At 68.2% G+C, this 15,730-nt stretch carries 13 protein-coding genes; 6 read left to right on the top strand and 7 right to left on the bottom strand.

The features are described from left to right. Window positions 1-39: 39 nt before the first annotated feature. Window positions 40-804 (bottom strand): SDR family oxidoreductase, encoded by a 765-nt coding sequence (locus OVA11_RS18490; RefSeq protein WP_268068705.1) that lies wholly within the window; start codon window positions 802-804, stop codon window positions 40-42. 266 nt (window positions 805-1,070) lie between these two features. Between OVA11_RS18490 and OVA11_RS18495 the strand changes: the two genes are divergently transcribed. Then, a complete protein-coding gene (locus tag OVA11_RS18495) occupies window positions 1,071-1,559 on the top strand; it encodes an SRPBCC family protein (protein ID WP_268068706.1) in 489 nt (162 codons plus the stop codon). 43 nt (window positions 1,560-1,602) lie between these two features. Next, the gene (locus OVA11_RS18500) at window positions 1,603-2,982 is read left to right on the top strand and encodes an MFS transporter (RefSeq protein ID WP_268068707.1); all 1,380 of its coding nucleotides are present in this window, start codon (window positions 1,603-1,605) and stop codon (window positions 2,980-2,982) included. Here OVA11_RS18500 and OVA11_RS18505 read toward each other — a convergent pair. Together OVA11_RS18505 and OVA11_RS18510 are read right to left on the bottom strand one after the other, a co-directional pair. Continuing rightward, window positions 2,979-4,967 carry a protein meaA gene (locus OVA11_RS18505; RefSeq protein WP_268068708.1) on the bottom strand — a complete coding sequence of 663 codons (1,989 nt, stop codon included), beginning with the start codon at window positions 4,965-4,967 and terminating at the stop codon, window positions 2,979-2,981. The genes OVA11_RS18500 and OVA11_RS18505 overlap by 4 nt on opposite strands. 94 nt (window positions 4,968-5,061) lie before the next feature. Beyond that, window positions 5,062-5,418 carry a MerR family transcriptional regulator gene (locus tag OVA11_RS18510; protein WP_268068709.1) on the bottom strand — a complete coding sequence of 119 codons (357 nt, stop codon included), beginning with the start codon at window positions 5,416-5,418 and terminating at the stop codon, window positions 5,062-5,064. 85 nt (window positions 5,419-5,503) lie between these two features. Between OVA11_RS18510 and OVA11_RS18515 the strand changes: the two genes are divergently transcribed. Next, window positions 5,504-6,781 carry an NADH:flavin oxidoreductase/NADH oxidase family protein gene (locus tag OVA11_RS18515; RefSeq protein WP_268068710.1) on the top strand — a complete coding sequence of 426 codons (1,278 nt, stop codon included), beginning with the start codon at window positions 5,504-5,506 and terminating at the stop codon, window positions 6,779-6,781. Here the strand turns inward: OVA11_RS18515 and OVA11_RS18520 are convergent. Continuing rightward, window positions 6,768-7,499: an enoyl-CoA hydratase/isomerase family protein gene (locus OVA11_RS18520; protein WP_268068711.1), complete on the bottom strand. Its 732-nt coding sequence runs from the start codon at window positions 7,497-7,499 to the stop codon at window positions 6,768-6,770. The two genes, OVA11_RS18515 and OVA11_RS18520, sit on opposite strands and share 14 nt — an antisense overlap. Window positions 7,500-7,770: 271 nt before the next feature. On the opposite strand from OVA11_RS18520, the gene ccrA reads away from it, so the two are divergent. Continuing rightward, entirely contained in the window at window positions 7,771-9,045 is a 1,275-nt protein-coding gene (gene ccrA, locus OVA11_RS18525; protein WP_268068712.1) for a crotonyl-CoA carboxylase/reductase, read from the top strand. Window positions 9,046-9,336: 291 nt separating this feature from the next. On the opposite strand, the gene OVA11_RS18535 is transcribed toward ccrA, so the two are convergent. Beyond that, on the bottom strand, window positions 9,337-10,947 hold the full coding sequence (locus OVA11_RS18535) for a serine hydrolase (RefSeq protein ID WP_268068713.1): 1,611 nt from the start codon (window positions 10,945-10,947) through the stop codon (window positions 9,337-9,339). 143 nt (window positions 10,948-11,090) lie between these two features. Next, window positions 11,091-12,785, bottom strand: a complete 1,695-nt coding sequence (locus OVA11_RS18540) for an acyl-CoA dehydrogenase family protein (protein WP_268068714.1) — start codon at window positions 12,783-12,785, stop codon at window positions 11,091-11,093. A 104-nt stretch (window positions 12,786-12,889) separates the two neighbouring features. Between OVA11_RS18540 and OVA11_RS18545 the strand changes: the two genes are divergently transcribed. Next, a complete protein-coding gene (locus OVA11_RS18545) occupies window positions 12,890-13,516 on the top strand; it encodes a glutathione S-transferase family protein (protein ID WP_268068715.1) in 627 nt (208 codons plus the stop codon). 3 nt (window positions 13,517-13,519) lie between these two features. On the opposite strand, the gene OVA11_RS18550 is transcribed toward OVA11_RS18545, so the two are convergent. Beyond that, window positions 13,520-14,575 carry a DUF2855 family protein gene (locus OVA11_RS18550; RefSeq protein WP_268068716.1) on the bottom strand — a complete coding sequence of 352 codons (1,056 nt, stop codon included), beginning with the start codon at window positions 14,573-14,575 and terminating at the stop codon, window positions 13,520-13,522. A 155-nt stretch (window positions 14,576-14,730) separates the two neighbouring features. On the opposite strand from OVA11_RS18550, the gene OVA11_RS18555 reads away from it, so the two are divergent. After that, window positions 14,731-15,627, top strand: coding sequence for an EamA family transporter (locus OVA11_RS18555; RefSeq protein WP_268068717.1), 897 nt, complete (start codon window positions 14,731-14,733; stop codon window positions 15,625-15,627). Window positions 15,628-15,730: the final 103 nt, after the last annotated feature.

Consider the following 15,730-nt stretch of genomic DNA (forward strand, 5'->3'; position numbering starts at 1 on the left):
AAATGTAGGACCTGTTAAGCGCCCCGCTCTGATCGCGCGCTAGATCGTCGCGCCGCCGTCCACGACCAGGGCCTGTCCGGTCATGAAGCTGCCGGCCTTGGAGGCCAGATAGACGGCCGCGCCGGCGATCTCGTCCGGCTCGCCGATGCGGCGCAGCGGCACGCCTGTGGTCGAGCGCTTGAGGGTCTCGGGATTGTCCCACAGCGCCTTGGCGAAGTCGGTCTTGATCAGGCCCGGCGCGATACAGTTGACCCGCACATTGTCGGGGCCGAACTCGTGGGCCAGGTTGCGCGCCAGCTGGAAGTCGGCGGCCTTGGAGATGTTGTAGGCGCCGATGATGGCGTTGCCGCGCAGGCCGCCGATCGAGCTGATGATGATGATCGAGCCGTCCTTGCGAGCCTGCATCTCGGGCGCGACCATCGAGATCAGCCAGTGATTGCTGATGATGTTGTTGTCCAGGATCTTGCGGAACTGGTCGTCGGCGATCCCGGCCAGGGGTCCGTAATAGGGATTGCTGGCGGCGTTGCAGACGCAGATGTCGATCTTGCCGAACGCCTTGCGGGTCTCGTCGACCAGATTCTGAAGCTCGTCTTTGGAGGCGATATTGGCCGGCACGGCGATGGCGGCGCCCGCGCCGTGCCTGGCGTTGAGCTCGGCGGCGACCTCCTCGCACGGGCCGGCCTTGCGCGAGGAGATCACCACCTTGGCGCCGTGCTCGGCCATCCGCTCGGCGATCGCCTTGCCGATCCCGCGCGAAGACCCGGTGATGATCGCCACCTTGCCGGCGAGGTCAAAGAGACTCATGGCGCGCTCCCTAAACGTTTGTTTGAATTTCAGGCACAGTGCGGCGGGGCGGGGCGAGGGTCAAGCCTCGGGCAAATCCTCCCCCAGCGGGGGAGGTGTCGGCGCGGAGCGACGACGGAGGGGGAAGAGGCAGGCGCTAAAGCACTTCCCCTCCGGTCTTTCGGACCGCCTCCTCCGCTGGGGGGAGGATTTTTCTCGTACGCCCTGTCGGCGTTCGCGCCATCGGCGCGTCCTTGGGGCAAGATCGCGCACGCAAGGAGACACCCATGCCCCTCGACACCGCCGCCGCCGAAGATCGCGACCTCGTTCTGGAGCGCATCATCGATGTCCCCGCCGAGAAGCTCTACACCTGCTGGACCACGGCTGAACTTATGCCGCAGTGGTTCTGCCCCAAGCCTTGGACCGTGTCGAACGTGCGCCTGGACGTGCGGACCGGCGGTAACAGCTACATGGAGATGAACGGCCCGAACGGCGAAGTCGTGCCCCAGCCGGGCGTCTATCTGGAAGTGGTCCCGAACCAGAAGCTCGTCTTCACCGACGCCTTCACAGAGACCTGGAAGCCCTCGGACAAGCCGTTCATGGTGGGGATCGTCACCTTCGAGGATCTGGGCGACGGCAAGACCCGCTACCGCGCCGTGGCGCGCCACTGGACCGTCGAGGACAAGACGGCCCACGAGCAGATGGGCTTCCACGAGGGCTGGGGCGTCGCCACCGACCAGCTGACGGCGCTGGCCAAGACGCTTGTGACTCCCTAAAACGCCCTTGGCGCGGGCGGCGAAAAGGGCCATGTGCGCCGGCATGAGCTCCCCCCCCGCCCCCGCGCGTTTGGTCGACAAGGCCCTGGTTCCGCGCTTCGCCCTGCTGTGCCTGGGCATCTGGCTGAACGCCGCCGACACCCTGGTGACGGCGACGATCATGCCCAGCGTGGCCAAGGAGATCGGCGGCTACCAGTATTTCGGTTGGTCGGTGGCGGCCTATCTGACCGGCTCGATCGTGGCCGGGGCGTGCTCGGGCAAGCTGTCGATCGCGGTGGGCCTGCGCGCGGCGACGGCGATCAGCGGTCTCGTCTATGCGATCGGCTGCGCCATGAGCGCGCTGGCGCCGGAGTTCGTCACCTTCATCGTCGGACGCCTGGTCCAAGGCCTGGGCGCCGGGGCCGTGGTGGCGCTTTGCTATGTGGCCATCAGCGCGCTCTTTCCTCAGAGCCTTTGGCCGCGCGTCTATGGGGCGATCGCCGGGGTCTGGGGCGCGGCGACCTTGCTGGGCCCCGCGCTCGGCGGCCTGTTCGCCGCCGTGGGCTTCTGGCGCGGCGTGTTCTGGATGTTCGTGATCCAGGCGGTGATCTTCATCGGCGCGGTGATGGTCATGCTGCCCGGCGGCAAGCGCGAGGAAGGCGGCGGCCGCATTCCCAGCCTGCAACTGGCCCTGCTGGTGATCGGCGTCAGCCTGATCGGCGGCGCCGGGGTCGTCGCCTCACCGCGCCTGGCCGTGATCCTGGCTGTCGGCGGCGTGATCGGCATGGCCGCCATGCTGGCCGCCAACACCCGCACCCAAGACCGCCTTCTGCCCAAGTCCGCCGCCGACCTGCGCACCGCCACGGGTCTTGGGCTCCTGACCATCTTCGCCTGCGAAGCGGCGGTGATCGGCTTCACCGTCTATGGCCCCGCCTTCATCCAGGCCCGCCACGACGCCTCGCCCCTGCTGGCGGGCTATGTCACCGGAGCGATCGCCGCCGGCTGGACTGCTTGCGCCCTGATCTTCGGTCACGTGCCCGCCCACAAGGACGGCCGCTTCGTGCGCCTGGGCGCCGGCGTCATCGCCTTGGGCGCGGCGCTCAGCGCCTGGGCCGTACCGCGCGGGAACCTCATGGAGACCTCGCTGGCCTTCGCGGTGCTGGGCGCGGGCTTTGGTCTCTGCCACGCCTTCATCGCCCGCCGCACCATCGCCGGCGCGCCGAGCGAAGAACAGGCCATGGCCTCGGGCGCGGTGCCGACCTCGCAACTGATCGGCGGCGCGGTCGGCTCGGCGGGCGCAGGCGCGATGGCCAATGTGCTGGGCTTTGGCCACCACGGCATCGACGCGGCGCTGGCGACCAGCCAGGGCGTGCTGCTGTTCGGCGCCTTCCTGCCCCTGGCCCTCGTCGGCTTCACGGCGGCCTGGCGGCTGGGGCGGGGTTAGGCCTCCGCCAGCGCCGTCGCCTCCACGAGCTTGACCACATCACCCATGATCTGCGTGATCTTGAAGTCCTTGGGCGTGTAGATCCGCGCCACGCCCATCTGTTTCAGGATCAGGGCGTCCTCGGGCGGGATGATGCCGCCGGCCACGACCGGGATGTCGCCCAGGCCCTCGGCGCGCATCACCCGGATCACTTCCTGCACCAAGTCGAGGTGCGAGCCCGACAGGATCGACAGACCCACCACGTGGGCGCGGCTTTCCTTGGCGCGGCGGACGATCTCCTCGGGCGTCGAGCGGATGCCGTCATAGACGACCTCCATGCCGCAGGCGCGGGCGCGGGTGGCGATCTGCTCTGCGCCGTTGGAGTGACCGTCCAGACCCGGCTTGCCCACGAGATAGGTCAGGGTGCGGCCCAGCATTTCCGAGACCCGCTCGACCTCGTGCTTCACCGCCTCGACGTCCTCGGCCTCATTGGTCGAGACTACGACGGCGACCCCGGTCGGGCCGCGATACTCGCCGAACACCTCGCGCAGGGCGCCGGACCACTCGCCGGTGGTGACGCCGGCCTTGGCGGCGGCGATCGAGGGCTCCATGACGTTGCGCCCCTCGCGGGCGGCGGCCTTCAGCTCGGCCAGGGCGGTCTCGACCGCGGCGGCGTCGCGCGCCTCGCGCCAGGCCTTGATGCGGGCCACGACCTCGGCCTCCAGGCGCGGATCGACGGTCTCGATCGAGCCTTCGCCCGCCGATAGCGGCGAGGCCTCGGTCTCGGTCCAGCGGTTGACGCCGACCACGGTCATCTCGCCGGTCTCGACCGCCCGCACCCGCTTGGCGTTGGAGGCGACGAGCTCGGACTTCATGTAGTCGATGGCGCTGGCGGCCCCGCCCATTTCGTCGATCAAAGCCAGCTGCGAGAGCGCGCCCTTCGACAGCTCGGCGACCTTGGCCTCGACGACATGGCTGCCGTCGAACAGGTCCTCGTATTCCAGCAGGTCGGTCTCGTAAGCCAGCACCTGCTGCAGGCGCAGCGACCACTGCTGGTCGAACGGACGCGGCAGGCCCAGGGCCTCGTTCCAGGCCGGCAGTTGCAGGGCCCGGCAGCGGGCGTCCTTGCTGAGCGTGACGGCCAGGGCCTCGATCAGAATGCGATAGACGTTGTTCTCGGGCTGCTGCTCGGTCAGACCCAGAGAGTTGACCTGCACCCCATAGCGGAAGCGGCGGGCCTTCGGGTCCTGCACGCCGTAGCGCTCCAGCAGGATCTGGTCCCACAGCTTGGTGAAGCTGCGCATCTTGCAAAGTTCGGTGACAAACCGCACGCCGGCGTTGACGAAGAAGCTGATCCGCGAGGCGACGATCTCGAAGTCCTCGTCCGGCACCTGACCGCCGGCCTTGACGGTGTCGAGCACGCTGATGGCGGTCGCCAGGGCGAAGGCCAGCTCCTGCTCGGGCGTCGCGCCGGCCTCCTGCAGGTGGTAGCTGCAGACGTTCATCGGGTTCCACTTGGGAACCTCGCGATAGCACCAGGCGATCATGTCGCCGATCAGCCGCAAGGACGGCCCCGGCGGGAAGATGTAGGTGCCGCGCGACAGATACTCCTTGATCAGATCATTCTGCGTCGTGCCTTGCAGAAGCTTGCGGTCAGCCCCCTGCTCGTCCGCCAGCGCCACGTACATCGCCAGGAGCCAAGCCGCCGGGGCGTTGATGGTCATGGAGGTGTTCATCTTCTCCAGCGGGATCTCGCTGAAGAGCTGGCGCATGTCGCCCAGATGGCTGATCGGCACCCCGACCTTGCCGACCTCGCCGCGCGCCAGGATGTGGTCGGGGTCGTAGCCGGTCTGGGTGGGCAGGTCGAAAGCCACCGACAGCCCCGTCTGACCCTTGGCGAGGTTCGCCCGGTAGAGCGCGTTGGACTTCTCCGCCGTCGAATGGCCGGCATAGGTGCGGAAGATCCACGGCGGATCGGGCGCGTGCTGATACGGCTTGGCGGACATGACGGGCTCCCGGCGTTTTTTGGTTCTTGTTATCGCCGATCATGAGCCGGGATTTGCTGCGGCGCAATATGGATTTCGCGGATGCGAACTTGGATCAGGCCGCCCGTTCGAGCTCCTGGCGTTCCAGCGTCTGGATCAACGCCACCAACTCGGCCCGTCGCGCCTGGGCGGCGGCGATATGGGCGTCGACCTCGGCCAGCTTGGCCCGCAGCTTCTGCGGCAAGCCCTCGCAAGGCCTGCCCTCCAGCGCCGCGTGGCCGGCGATCTCTTTCAGCGAAAAGCCCAAGCGCTGGGCCTGTTCGATGAAGCCGAGCGTCGCGATCAGGCTTTCGGGATAGTCGCGATAGCCGTTCGTCCCGCGCGGTGCGGGCGGCAGGATGCCCTGCTCCTCATAGAACCGGATGCGCGACGCAGGGACCCCGGCCCGCTTGGCGATCTCACCGATCTTCATTCCAATGCTCCAGACAGGCCCTTGACCTTCAACCTAGCTTGAAGGTGTAGAAGGTGTGACCCGCCTGAAACGAGGTCAAGATTTCATGCTCACCGCCGCCTATGAGCCGCTGTTCGCGCCCCTGGTCCTGCCTAATGGCGCCGTGCTGCCCAACCGTATCGCCAAGGCGGCGATGGAAGAAAACCTCGCCGCCCCGGGCCAACTGCCCGGACCGGCCCTGTGGACCCTGTATCGGCGCTGGGCCCAGGGCGGCGTCGGCTTGCAGATCACCGGCAATGTGATGGTCGATCCCTCGGCCGTGACCGGACCCGGCGGCGTGGTGCTGGACGCACGCGCCCCGCTGGAGCCTTTCGAGACCTGGGCGAAGGAAGCCAAGTCGGGCGGCGGCCAGGTGTGGATGCAGATCAATCATCCCGGCCGCCAGACCTATGCCGATCTTGGCCAGGGCGCCGTCGCCCCGTCGGCCGTGCCGGTCGATCTGGGCAAGCTGTCGGGCCTCCTGGCTCAGCCGCGCGCCCTGACGAGCGACGAGATCCTGACGCTGATCGAGCGCTTCGCCGTCACCGCGCGACGCGCCGAGGAAGCGGGCTTCGACGGTGTTCAGATCCACGCCGCCCACGGCTATCTGCTCAGCCAGTTCCTCTCACCGCTGGTGAACCGCCGCGACGACGCCTGGGGCGGCTCGCGCGAGAACCGCGCGCGGATGCTGCTTGAGGTGATCAAGGCCGTGAGAGCGCGCGTGTCGCCGCGCTTCGTGGTCTCGGTGAAGCTGAACTCGGCCGACTTCCAGAAGGGCGGCTTTGACGCCGACGACGCCCGCTGGGTGGTCGAGCAGATGAACGGCCTGGGCGTGGACCTCGTCGAGCTGTCGGGCGGCAATTACGAAAACCCGGCCATGCAGGGGCCGACCAAGGCCGACGCGATCGCCCAGACCTCCACCACCGCGCGCGAGGCCTATTTCGTCGACTTCGCCCGCGACATCGCCAAGGTCGCCAAGATGCCGATCATGGTCACCGGCGGCGTCTGCCGACGCGAGGTGGCGCTGGCAGCCTTGTCGCCGGAGGGCGCCTTGCCGGGCGTGCCGGTGATCGGAATCGCTCGCGCCCTGGCCTTCGCGCCGGACCTGCCCAACGCCTGGCGCAAGCCCGAGGGCCAGGACGTCGTGCTGCCGGAAGTGACCTGGAAGAACCGCTCACTGGCCGGTCTGGCGGTGATGGCCCTGACCAAGGCGCAGCTCAACCGGCTGGCGGCGGGCAAGGCGCCCGCGCGCAAGCTTTCGCCTTTGCTGAGCGTGATCAGCCAGCGGATCAAGCAGAACGCCCAGACCAAGCGCTATCGCGCCTGGCGCCTCAGCAACCCCTGAACCCCGCCGGTCGCTTGGCGATGAACGCCGCTCGCGCCTCGGCGTGGTCGGCGCTGGCGGCGAGGGCGGGAATCTCCGCCGCTGTCGCCGACGCTCCCGAAGCCACCCGCTTGGTCGCCTCGATCGCCAGCGGGGCGCGCGAGGCGATGATGCGGGCCATGTCCAGCGCCGCCGGCAACAGCCCCTCCGAAGGGTGAACCTGCGCCACGATCCCGTCGGCCAGGGCGCGGGCGGCGTCGAAGGGGGCGCCGGTCAGGAGGTGCGGCTTGGCGCGGCTCTCGCCGACGAGGCGGGTCAGGCGATCTGCCGAGGCGGTCAGGCCCATCCGCACCGCCGAGCAGGCGAAGCTGGCGCGCGTCCCGGCCAGGCGGATGTCGCAGGCCAGGGCCAGCTCCAGCCCGCCGCCGATGCACCAACCGTCGATGGCGGCGATCACCGGGACGCGGACGGCGGCGATGCGGTCGCACATGTCCAGGAAGTTCAGGATGGCGGCGGTCTGGGTGGGCACGTCGCGCGACAGCGACTCGGCCAGGTCATCGCCGGTGCAGAAGGCGCCGTTGCGGCCGGTGAGGATCGCGACCCGAACCGCGCGGTCGGCCTCGATGGCCGCGAAGGCGTCCAGCAGACGGGCACGTTCGGCCATGGCCAGGACATTGGCCGGCGCGACGTCCAGCTCGACCAACGCGACGCCGGTCTCGGGGCGGGAAAGATGGATCATGCCGCCAGCCTGGCGCGCCTCGGGCAGGTCGGCAACCTTCCCCCGCGACATTCGCGACCGATGTTGCGCCGCACAAAGATTCTGCTTGCCAGTTTCAAACAGTTGTCTCAGCGTAGGGCCCTTGTGGGCGAGTTCTTGCGCCCGAGAGCCAAAAATGACCCGCCGGCGGAACTTTTTCGCGTTTCGACTGGCGGGCGGCGCAGCCGAGTTTGACCTTTGCGCATTGTTGCACCGCAAGAAAGGTTGCAGCGCGGAAGGAACGGGGAGTGAGATGACGATTGAGACGGTTGAGAAGACCGAGCTGAAGGACCTGTACGAGATCGGTGAGATCCCGCCGGCCTTCCACGTGCCAAAGACCATGTACGCCTGGAGCATCCGCAAGGAGCGCCACGGTAAGCCCTCCACCGCGATGCAGGTCGAGGTGGTCCCCACCTGGGAGATCGGCGAGGACGAGGTGCTGGTGCTCGTGATGGCGGCCGGCGTCAATTACAACGGGGTCTGGGCCGCGCTGGGCGAGCCGATCAGCCCGCTGGACGGCCACAAGCAGCCCTTCCACATCGCCGGGTCCGACGCCTCGGGCATCGTCTGGAAGGTCGGGGCCAAGGTGAAGCGGTGGAAGCTGGGCGATGAGGTCGTCATCCACTGTAACCAGGACGACGGCGACGACGAGGAGTGCAACGGGGGCGACCCGATGTTCTCGTCCAGCCAGCGCATCTGGGGTTATGAGACGCCGGACGGCAGCTTCGCCCAGTTCTGCCGGGTGCAGTCACGCCAGTTGCTGCCGCGTCCCAAGCACCTGACCTGGGAAGAGAGCGCCTGCTACACCCTGACCCTGGCGACCGCCTACCGCATGCTGTTCGGCCACAAGCCGCATGAGCTGAAGCCCGGCCAGAACGTGCTGGTCTGGGGCGCCTCGGGCGGTCTCGGCGTCTTCGCCACCCAGCTGGCCGCCGTCGCCGGCGCCAACGCCATCGGCGTGGTCAGCGACGACGACAAGCGCGAGTTCGTGCTGTCGATGGGCGCCAAGGCGGTGCTGAACCGCAAGGAGTTCAACTGCTGGGGCCAGCTGCCCAAGGTCAACGGCCCCGAGTTCAACGACTACATGAAGGAAAGCCGCAAGTTCGGTAAGGCGATCTGGCAGATCACCGGCAACAAGGACGTCGACATGGTGTTCGAGCACCCTGGCGAGCAGACCTTCCCGGTGTCGGTGTTCCTGGTCAAACGCGGCGGCATGGTGGTGATCTGCGCCGGCACCTCGGGCTTCAACCTGACGATGGACGCCCGCTTCCTGTGGATGCGCCAGAAGCGCGTGCAAGGCAGCCACTTCGCCAACCTGATGCAGGCCAGCGCCGCCAACCAGCTGGTCGTCGACCGCCGCGTCGACCCTTGTCTGTCGGAGGTCTTCCCCTGGGACCAGATCCCGGCCGCCCACGAGAAGATGCTGGCCAACCAGCACCTGCCGGGGAACATGGCCGTGCTGGTCAGCGCCCAACGCCCGGGCCTGCGCACCTTCGAGGAAGTGCAGGAACTGAGCGGCGAGCGCTGAGGCGCGTTGAGACCTTGTGCGCCTAGAGCCTTTAGCCTGAAATCGGAATCGATTTCAGGCGTTAAAAAGGCTCTAAATCAAATACTTAGAGCGTGAGAATAGCCGAAACCGGTTCCCACTTTCGGCCTCACGCTCTAGAGCATCAATCCGTGTCATCCCGGAAAGCCCGAGGGGCTTGTCCGGGACCCAGGGGCCAACGCACTGCGCCCGCTCCTGGGTCCCGGCGCTTCGGCCGGGATGACACGCTTTGAATGATCTATCGATTGCGATCTTGGCCCGCGCCGCCCGCCCCTACCCTTCCCGCGTCAGCCGCAAGTCGTGGTAATCGTAGCTGAAGTCGGCCAGCGGTGAGACCGCCTTGACCAGGGCCGAGACCGCCTTGCCGTCCTTGATGTCGAAGGTGAAGAACGCGTCTTCCTGGGTGCGGTCCTCGAAGGTGGTGATGAAGGTCTCGCCGTCGAACGGCGCGAGCTTGCCGCGCAACAGCGGGGTCTTGTCGAACGAGACGTAGAGGCCCTTCTTCTTGCCCTTTCCCGTGACGCTGATCGTCACCGTACCGTACCAGGGATCGCGATAGACCCCGGCATAGGCCTCCAGCGGCAGGCTCGGCGGAGCGCCGCCGCCCTTGGGCGTGGTGGCGGCCGCGGCGTCCTTGATTGTCTGGGCGTCGGCCTCGGCCTGGACGCGCTTGGACGAGGCGATCCAGTCGAAGTCGCTGCGCCCCTGCAGCCGGTCCGGTCCGCCGAAGCGCAGCGACCGCAGCACCGGGTTCTCCTCGGCGTTGGTCATGATCATGATCCCGGACTTTCGGCCGGGCAGCAGGCCCGTATAGGAGATGAAACCGGCCAGCCCTCCGGTGTGCCACAGCAGCCGCTCGCCCCGGTGATCCTGCACGTACCAGCCCAGGGCGTAGGCCTGCATCGAGGGCCGCGCCGGGTTCTCGTTGCTCGGGCCGTCCGACCAGCTGGTGATGGTCTGCGGCTTCCACATCTCGCGGGCCTGGACCTCGCCCCACAGACGCTTGCCGTCCGCCGAGAGGCCACGACCCAGTTGAACCTGCATCCACTTGCCGATGTCGGCGGGACACGAATTGACCCCGCCTGCGGGGCCGGCCGCATCGAAGCTGGCGTCGAACGGCAGCACCTTCTGCGGTCCCAGTCCCCGCACCGGCGGACCTAGGCGCGCATGCGGCAGGGCGCGGCGGGACTGGTCGACGAGACGCGGACTGGAGACGGTGTTGGTCATGCCCAGCGGATCGAAGATCCGCGCCTTGATCACCTGCTCCCAGGTCTGCCCCGTGACCGCCTCGATGACCGCCCCGGCGACGACATAGAGGACGTTGTCATAGGCGTAGCCGCCCCGGAACTGGCCGCCGATCGGCAGGTGCTTCAGGCCCGCCACGATCTCGGCCCGGGTGTGGGTGGGGGCCGGCCAGATCATCAGGTCGCCCGCGCCCAGGCTCAGGCCGCTGCGGTGGACCAGCAGGTCGCGCACCGTCAGCAGCTTGGTGACGATCGGGTCCTTCATCGCAAAGTCGGGCAGGTACTGGGTGACCGGCGCGTCCCACTCGACCCGCCCCTCCTCGACCAGCATGGCCAGCAGGGCGGCGGTCATGGCCTTGGTGTTGGAGGCTATACCGAAGATCGTATTGGCGTCACAGCGGTCCTGGCCGCCCAGCGCCTTGACGCCATAGCCCTTGGCCAGGGTGATCTGGCCGTTCTCGACCACGGTGATCCCCAGGCCCGGCTGGTCGGGGAAGGCGGCCATCACGTCTTGGGCGAACTGGTCGACCGCCGCGCCGACCGCGCCCGTCTCTTGCGCGAAAGCCCGGTTCCCGAACGCCGCCAGGCCGGTGGTGGCGAGGCCTGAGATCAGGGCGGCGCGGCGGGTGGTGGTCAGCATGGGGCGTCCCCAAAAGGAAACCCTCTCCCATGGGGAGAGGAGGGACCCATTGCGTAGCAATGGGAGGTGAGGGGGTAAACCGTCAGCAGCGAAACCCCTCACCCGACCGCTTCGCGGCCACCCTCTCCCTCTGGGAGAGGGACCTAATTCCCGCCGTCCAGCAGGCGCCGCGCGATCACCTGGGCCTGGATCTCGCCGGCGCCTTCGAAGATGTTGAGGATGCGCGCGTCAGCCAGAAGACGGCTGGCGGCGTATTCCATCGCAAAGCCGTTACCGCCGTGGATCTGCAGGGCGTTGTCGGCGGCGGCCCAGGCGACGCGGGCGGCGATCAGCTTGGCCATGCCGGCCTCGAGGTCGCAGCGCTTGCCCTCGTCCTTCTGATGGGCGGCGAAATAGGTCAGCTGGCGCACGCCCATGATCTCGGCGGCCATCATGGCCAGCTTGTTGTGCACGCGCGGGAAGTCGAAGATCGGCTGGCCGAACTGCTTGCGGTCGAGGGCGTAGGACAGGCCGACCTCCAGCGCCGCCTGGGCCACGCCGACGGCGCGGGCGGCGGTCTGGATGCGGGCGCTCTCGAAGGTGGCCATCAGCTGCTTGAAGCCCTGGCCGGGCACGCCGCCCAGCAGGTTCTCGGCCGGAACGGTGAAGCCGTCGAAGCCCAGCTCGTATTCCTTCATGCCGCGATAGCCGATGACGCCGATCTCGCCGCCGCTCATGCCCTCGGCGGGGAACGGGGCCTCGTCCGTGCCACGCGGCTTGGGGGCCAGCAGCATCGAAAGGCCGCGATAGTCGGTGGTGGCCGGGTCGGTGCGAACCAGGAGAGTCATCACGTCGGCGCGGGCGGCGTGGGTAATCCAGGTCTTGTTGCCGGTGACCACATACTGGTCGCCCTTCAGCTCGCCGCGCGTGCGCAGGGCGCCGAGGTCGCTGCCCGTGTTCGGCTCGGTGAAGACGGCGGTCGGCAGGATCTCGGCGCTGGCGATCTTGGGCAGCCAGTATTCCTTCTGAGCGTCGGTGCCGCCGGTCAGGATCAGCTCGCCGGCGATCTCCGAGCGGGTGGCCAGCGACCCGACGCCGATCCAGGCGCGCGACAGCTCCTCAGAGACCACGCACATGGCGGTCTTGCCCATGCCGCTGCCGCCGTATTCCTCGGGGATGGTCAGGCCGAACACGCCCAACTCGCCCAGCTCCTGCACCAGCTCCAGCGGGATCAGCTCGTCCTTCAGGTGCCATTCGTGGGCGAAGGGCGTGACCTTCTCCTCGGCGAAGGCGTGGAACTGGTCGCGGATCATCTCGAACGTCTCGTCGAGGCCGGTCTGTTCCAGGGTCGGACGGCCGCGCGCCTCGGCCAGACGCTGGGCGATGCGGGCCTTGACCGCCTGCGAACCGCCCTCGGCCGCCAGCCGGGTCATGGCCTCGGAGGCCAGGCGGTTGAGCACCGCCCGGTCCTCGACCAGATGCTGGGGACGGACGATCTCGCCCTGGTTCATCGGCACGCCGCCGACCAGCTGGGCGCAGTATTCGGAGAACAGCAGCTGGGCCAGCAGGGCCTCGATCTCGCCAAAGCGACCTTCGGCCTCCAGCCGCTCGGCCCAACCGGCGACCTGGTTCATCAACTCGGCGTACGAGGCGCACCAGCCATAGCCGTGGACGCGGTGCTGGTGGACGTCGGCGAGCTTGCGGTCGACCTTGCCGCCATTCGGCGCAATGTGCGCCAGCACAGCCGGCTTGGCCTCGGCCACGAACAGTCCCACCGCGTCGGCGGCCGCGCGCAACAGGCCCGTCAGGCCCGGCAGGATCAGGGTCTCGTTGGTGTTCTCGGCGACCGTGTCGGTCATGGCTTGCTCCCCGCGCCCAAACAGTTGTTTTCTTTCACTGTGGCTCTTTTCGCACCTGCGAGCAATGCCGCACCGCAACATAATGTGGGAAATTGGGGAGACAGATGATCAAGGTTCACCACCTCAACGAGTCGCGCTCGCAGCGGATCCTCTGGCTGCTGGAGGAGCTGGGCCTGCCCTATGAAGTCGTCCAGCACACCCGCGACGCCAAGACGCGCCTGGCCCCGCCCTCGCTGACCGACGTCCACCCGCTGGGCAAGTCGCCGGTGATCCAGGACGGCGATCTGGTGGTCATCGAGTCCGGCGCGATCATCGACTATGTGATCCGTCGCCACGGCGGCGGGCGCCTGGCCCCGGGTGCGGCCAGCGCCGACTACGACCGTTACCAGCAGTGGCTGCACTACGCCGAAGGCTCGGCCATGCTGCCGCTGATGCTCAACATGTATGTAGGGCGACTGGGCGAGGCCGGCGCGCCGCTGCACCCGCGCATCCAGTCCGAGATCGCCAACCACCTGTCCTATGTCGACCAGAGCCTGGCGGGCCGCGACTACTTCGTCGGCGACAGCCTCACCGGCGCCGACATTCAGATGAGCTTCGTGCCCGAAGTCGCCAAGGCCATGGGCAAGCTGGCCGACTATCCGAACATGGCCGCGTGGATCGGCCGCATGCACGCCCGTCCGGCCTGGAAGACCGCGCTCGACAAGGGCGGGCCCTACGCGCTGGGGGCTTAAGGGTTAGGGCCGCAGGACCACGCCGACGTCCGGCGCGGTCCCGCCGTCCACCTGGGCCAGGTAGGCCGCGCGCATGGCGTCCTGCCCCTGGCCTTCCTCGACCTTCAGCCAGCGCGGCGCGTCGGCCACGAACGGGGCCCAGGCTGCGCCGTAGCGCTGGTCGAACTCGCCGCCCGGCCAGTCCTGGCGGCGCTTGGCCACCCGGTCGGGCGCGAAGAAGAAGGCCGGCTGCGGCCCTGGCAACGCGGCCTGGGCGCGCGGCGCCTCCCAATGGGTGCCGCCGACCAGGATCGAGGCCTTCAGGTCGTCGGCGAAGCGGTTGTGCACTGCCGCCAGCACCGCCGAGTCGCCGGCGAAATCGACGAACACCGCCGGCCCGGCGATCGGCGCGGTCGGCAGGTCGCCGTACAGCACCACCTGGTCGTAGAAGCCGAGTCCCTCGACGAAGGCCCTATTGCGCGGCGAGGTCAGGCCGACCACTTCGACGCCGCCACGCTTCTTGAGCAGCGCCGCCAGGGCGATGGCGGTCTTAGACGAGGCGCTGGACAGGATGACGCTCTTGGCGCCGTGGAAGCCCGCCTCGTCCAGCTGGTCGTCGATCAGGAACGAGGTGATGAACAAGGGCTGCAGCAGCGCCGTATGCGCCTCCAGCGGGCTCTCCTCGCCCACGGCGACATACTGGTTGTAGACCGCCGCCAGATGCTGGCGGTGCGGCGCGACATCGGCGAAGCCGGCCTTGCCGACCTTGGGCGTCACGGTCAGGTGGGTGGACATCGGCCAATAGCCGTAGAACCGCTGGCCGATCTCGACGCCAGGGTGATTGCTGGCCTCGACCCGCGCGAAGCCCCAGACCGGCACACGGCCAAAGCCCTCGGCGGCCGGGAAGAAATCCCAGTACTTCATCATCTCGCCGAACACCGCGTAGGTGATATTGTTGGCCGTCAGAGCGAACCGCTCGATGATCAGGCGCACCTCGCCATCGGCCAGAGACGGCGGCGCGACGTCCTGAAAGGCAGTGCGGCGCAAGTCGCTCTTGGCGACGACAAAATCCCAGGCCATGGGGGCCTCCCTTGATCTTTGGCGGGAAGCTAGGCGGCGGCCGAACGCCCGTCAAACAAACGTTCGCCCACCTGCATTGTCATCGGGACAATGTTTCGGTTGCCGTGACGCGAGGCGGGGCGCAAGCGGAGGCGATCCCCGCCGATGGAGCGCCCATGCCCCAAGCCGCCCTGCCCTTGCGCCATTTCCTGCTGGCCTTGGCCGTGGTGGCGGTTTGGGGGACCAATTTCGTGGTGATCCGGGTGGGCCTGGATCACCTGCCACCGCTGCTGTTCGCCACCCTGCGCTTTTCGATGGTGCTTTTGCCGATGGCGTTCTTCGTGAAGCGGCCGGCGGTGTCGTGGGGCAACCTCGCCGCCTATGGCGTGGCGATCGGCGCCGGGCAGTTTGGCCTGCTGTTCATGGCCATGAAGGGCCATATCTCGCCGGGCCTGGCCTCGCTGGTGGTGCAGACCCAGGTGTTCTTCACCATCGGCATGGCCATGTGGGTCAGCCGCGAGCGGGTTCAGGGCTTTCAGGTCGTGGCCCTCTTGCTCGCCGCCTCGGGCATCATCCTGATCGCCGCGCACGGCGGCGGCTCGGCGAGGCCGCTGGGCGTGATCCTGGTGCTGCTGGCCGCCGCCAGTTGGTCGGCCGGAAACATCGTCGCCCGCCAGGCCGGCGCGGTGAACATGCTGGGCTATGTGGTCTGGGCCAGCCTGTTCTCGATCCCGCCGCTGTTTGCGATGTCGCTGTGGCTGGAGGGCTGGCCCGCCATCGTCCAGGGCGTCACCGCCGCCACGCCCTGGACCTGGGCCGCTGTCGCCTGGCAGGCGGTCGGCAACACCATGTTCGGCTACGCCGCCTGGGGCTGGCTTCTGGCCCGCCACCCGGCGGCCACTATCACCCCGATGGCGCTGCTGGTGCCGGTGTTCGGCATGGGCGCCTCGGCCCTGCTGCTGCACGAGAGCCTGCCCGCCTGGAAACTGATCGCCGCAGCCCTGGTGCTGACCGGCCTGGCGGTGAACATGCTGTGGCCGAAGGTGCGGGCGCGGTTGTCGCCGGCGGCCTGAGATCCCCGTTTCGGTGTCATCCCGGAAGCCTCGCAGAGGCTATCCGGGACCCAGGGGTTGCAGAACGCCGTGCTGGCCGCTCCTGGGTCCCGGCTCTTCGCTA

Source organism: Caulobacter sp. SL161, from assembly GCF_026672375.1.
Taxonomy (GTDB): Bacteria; Pseudomonadota; Alphaproteobacteria; order Caulobacterales; family Caulobacteraceae; genus Caulobacter.

Coding starts and splice junctions, on each gene's coding strand:
- OVA11_RS18520 (WP_268068711.1), bottom strand. CDS start 7,499: ATGATCCATCTTTCCCGCCCCGAGACCGGCGTCGCGTTGGTCGAGCTG.
- ccrA (WP_268068712.1), top strand. CDS start 7,771: ATGACGATTGAGACGGTTGAGAAGACCGAGCTGAAGGACCTGTACGAG.
- OVA11_RS18490 (WP_268068705.1), bottom strand. CDS start 804: ATGAGTCTCTTTGACCTCGCCGGCAAGGTGGCGATCATCACCGGGTCT.
- OVA11_RS18555 (WP_268068717.1), top strand. CDS start 14,731: ATGCCCCAAGCCGCCCTGCCCTTGCGCCATTTCCTGCTGGCCTTGGCC.
- OVA11_RS18515 (WP_268068710.1), top strand. CDS start 5,504: ATGCTCACCGCCGCCTATGAGCCGCTGTTCGCGCCCCTGGTCCTGCCT.
- OVA11_RS18495 (WP_268068706.1), top strand. CDS start 1,071: ATGCCCCTCGACACCGCCGCCGCCGAAGATCGCGACCTCGTTCTGGAG.
- OVA11_RS18510 (WP_268068709.1), bottom strand. CDS start 5,418: ATGAAGATCGGTGAGATCGCCAAGCGGGCCGGGGTCCCTGCGTCGCGC.
- OVA11_RS18500 (WP_268068707.1), top strand. CDS start 1,603: ATGAGCTCCCCCCCCGCCCCCGCGCGTTTGGTCGACAAGGCCCTGGTT.
- OVA11_RS18550 (WP_268068716.1), bottom strand. CDS start 14,575: ATGGCCTGGGATTTTGTCGTCGCCAAGAGCGACTTGCGCCGCACTGCC.
- OVA11_RS18545 (WP_268068715.1), top strand. CDS start 12,890: ATGATCAAGGTTCACCACCTCAACGAGTCGCGCTCGCAGCGGATCCTC.
- OVA11_RS18505 (WP_268068708.1), bottom strand. CDS start 4,967: ATGTCCGCCAAGCCGTATCAGCACGCGCCCGATCCGCCGTGGATCTTC.
- OVA11_RS18540 (WP_268068714.1), bottom strand. CDS start 12,785: ATGACCGACACGGTCGCCGAGAACACCAACGAGACCCTGATCCTGCCG.
- OVA11_RS18535 (WP_268068713.1), bottom strand. CDS start 10,947: ATGCTGACCACCACCCGCCGCGCCGCCCTGATCTCAGGCCTCGCCACC.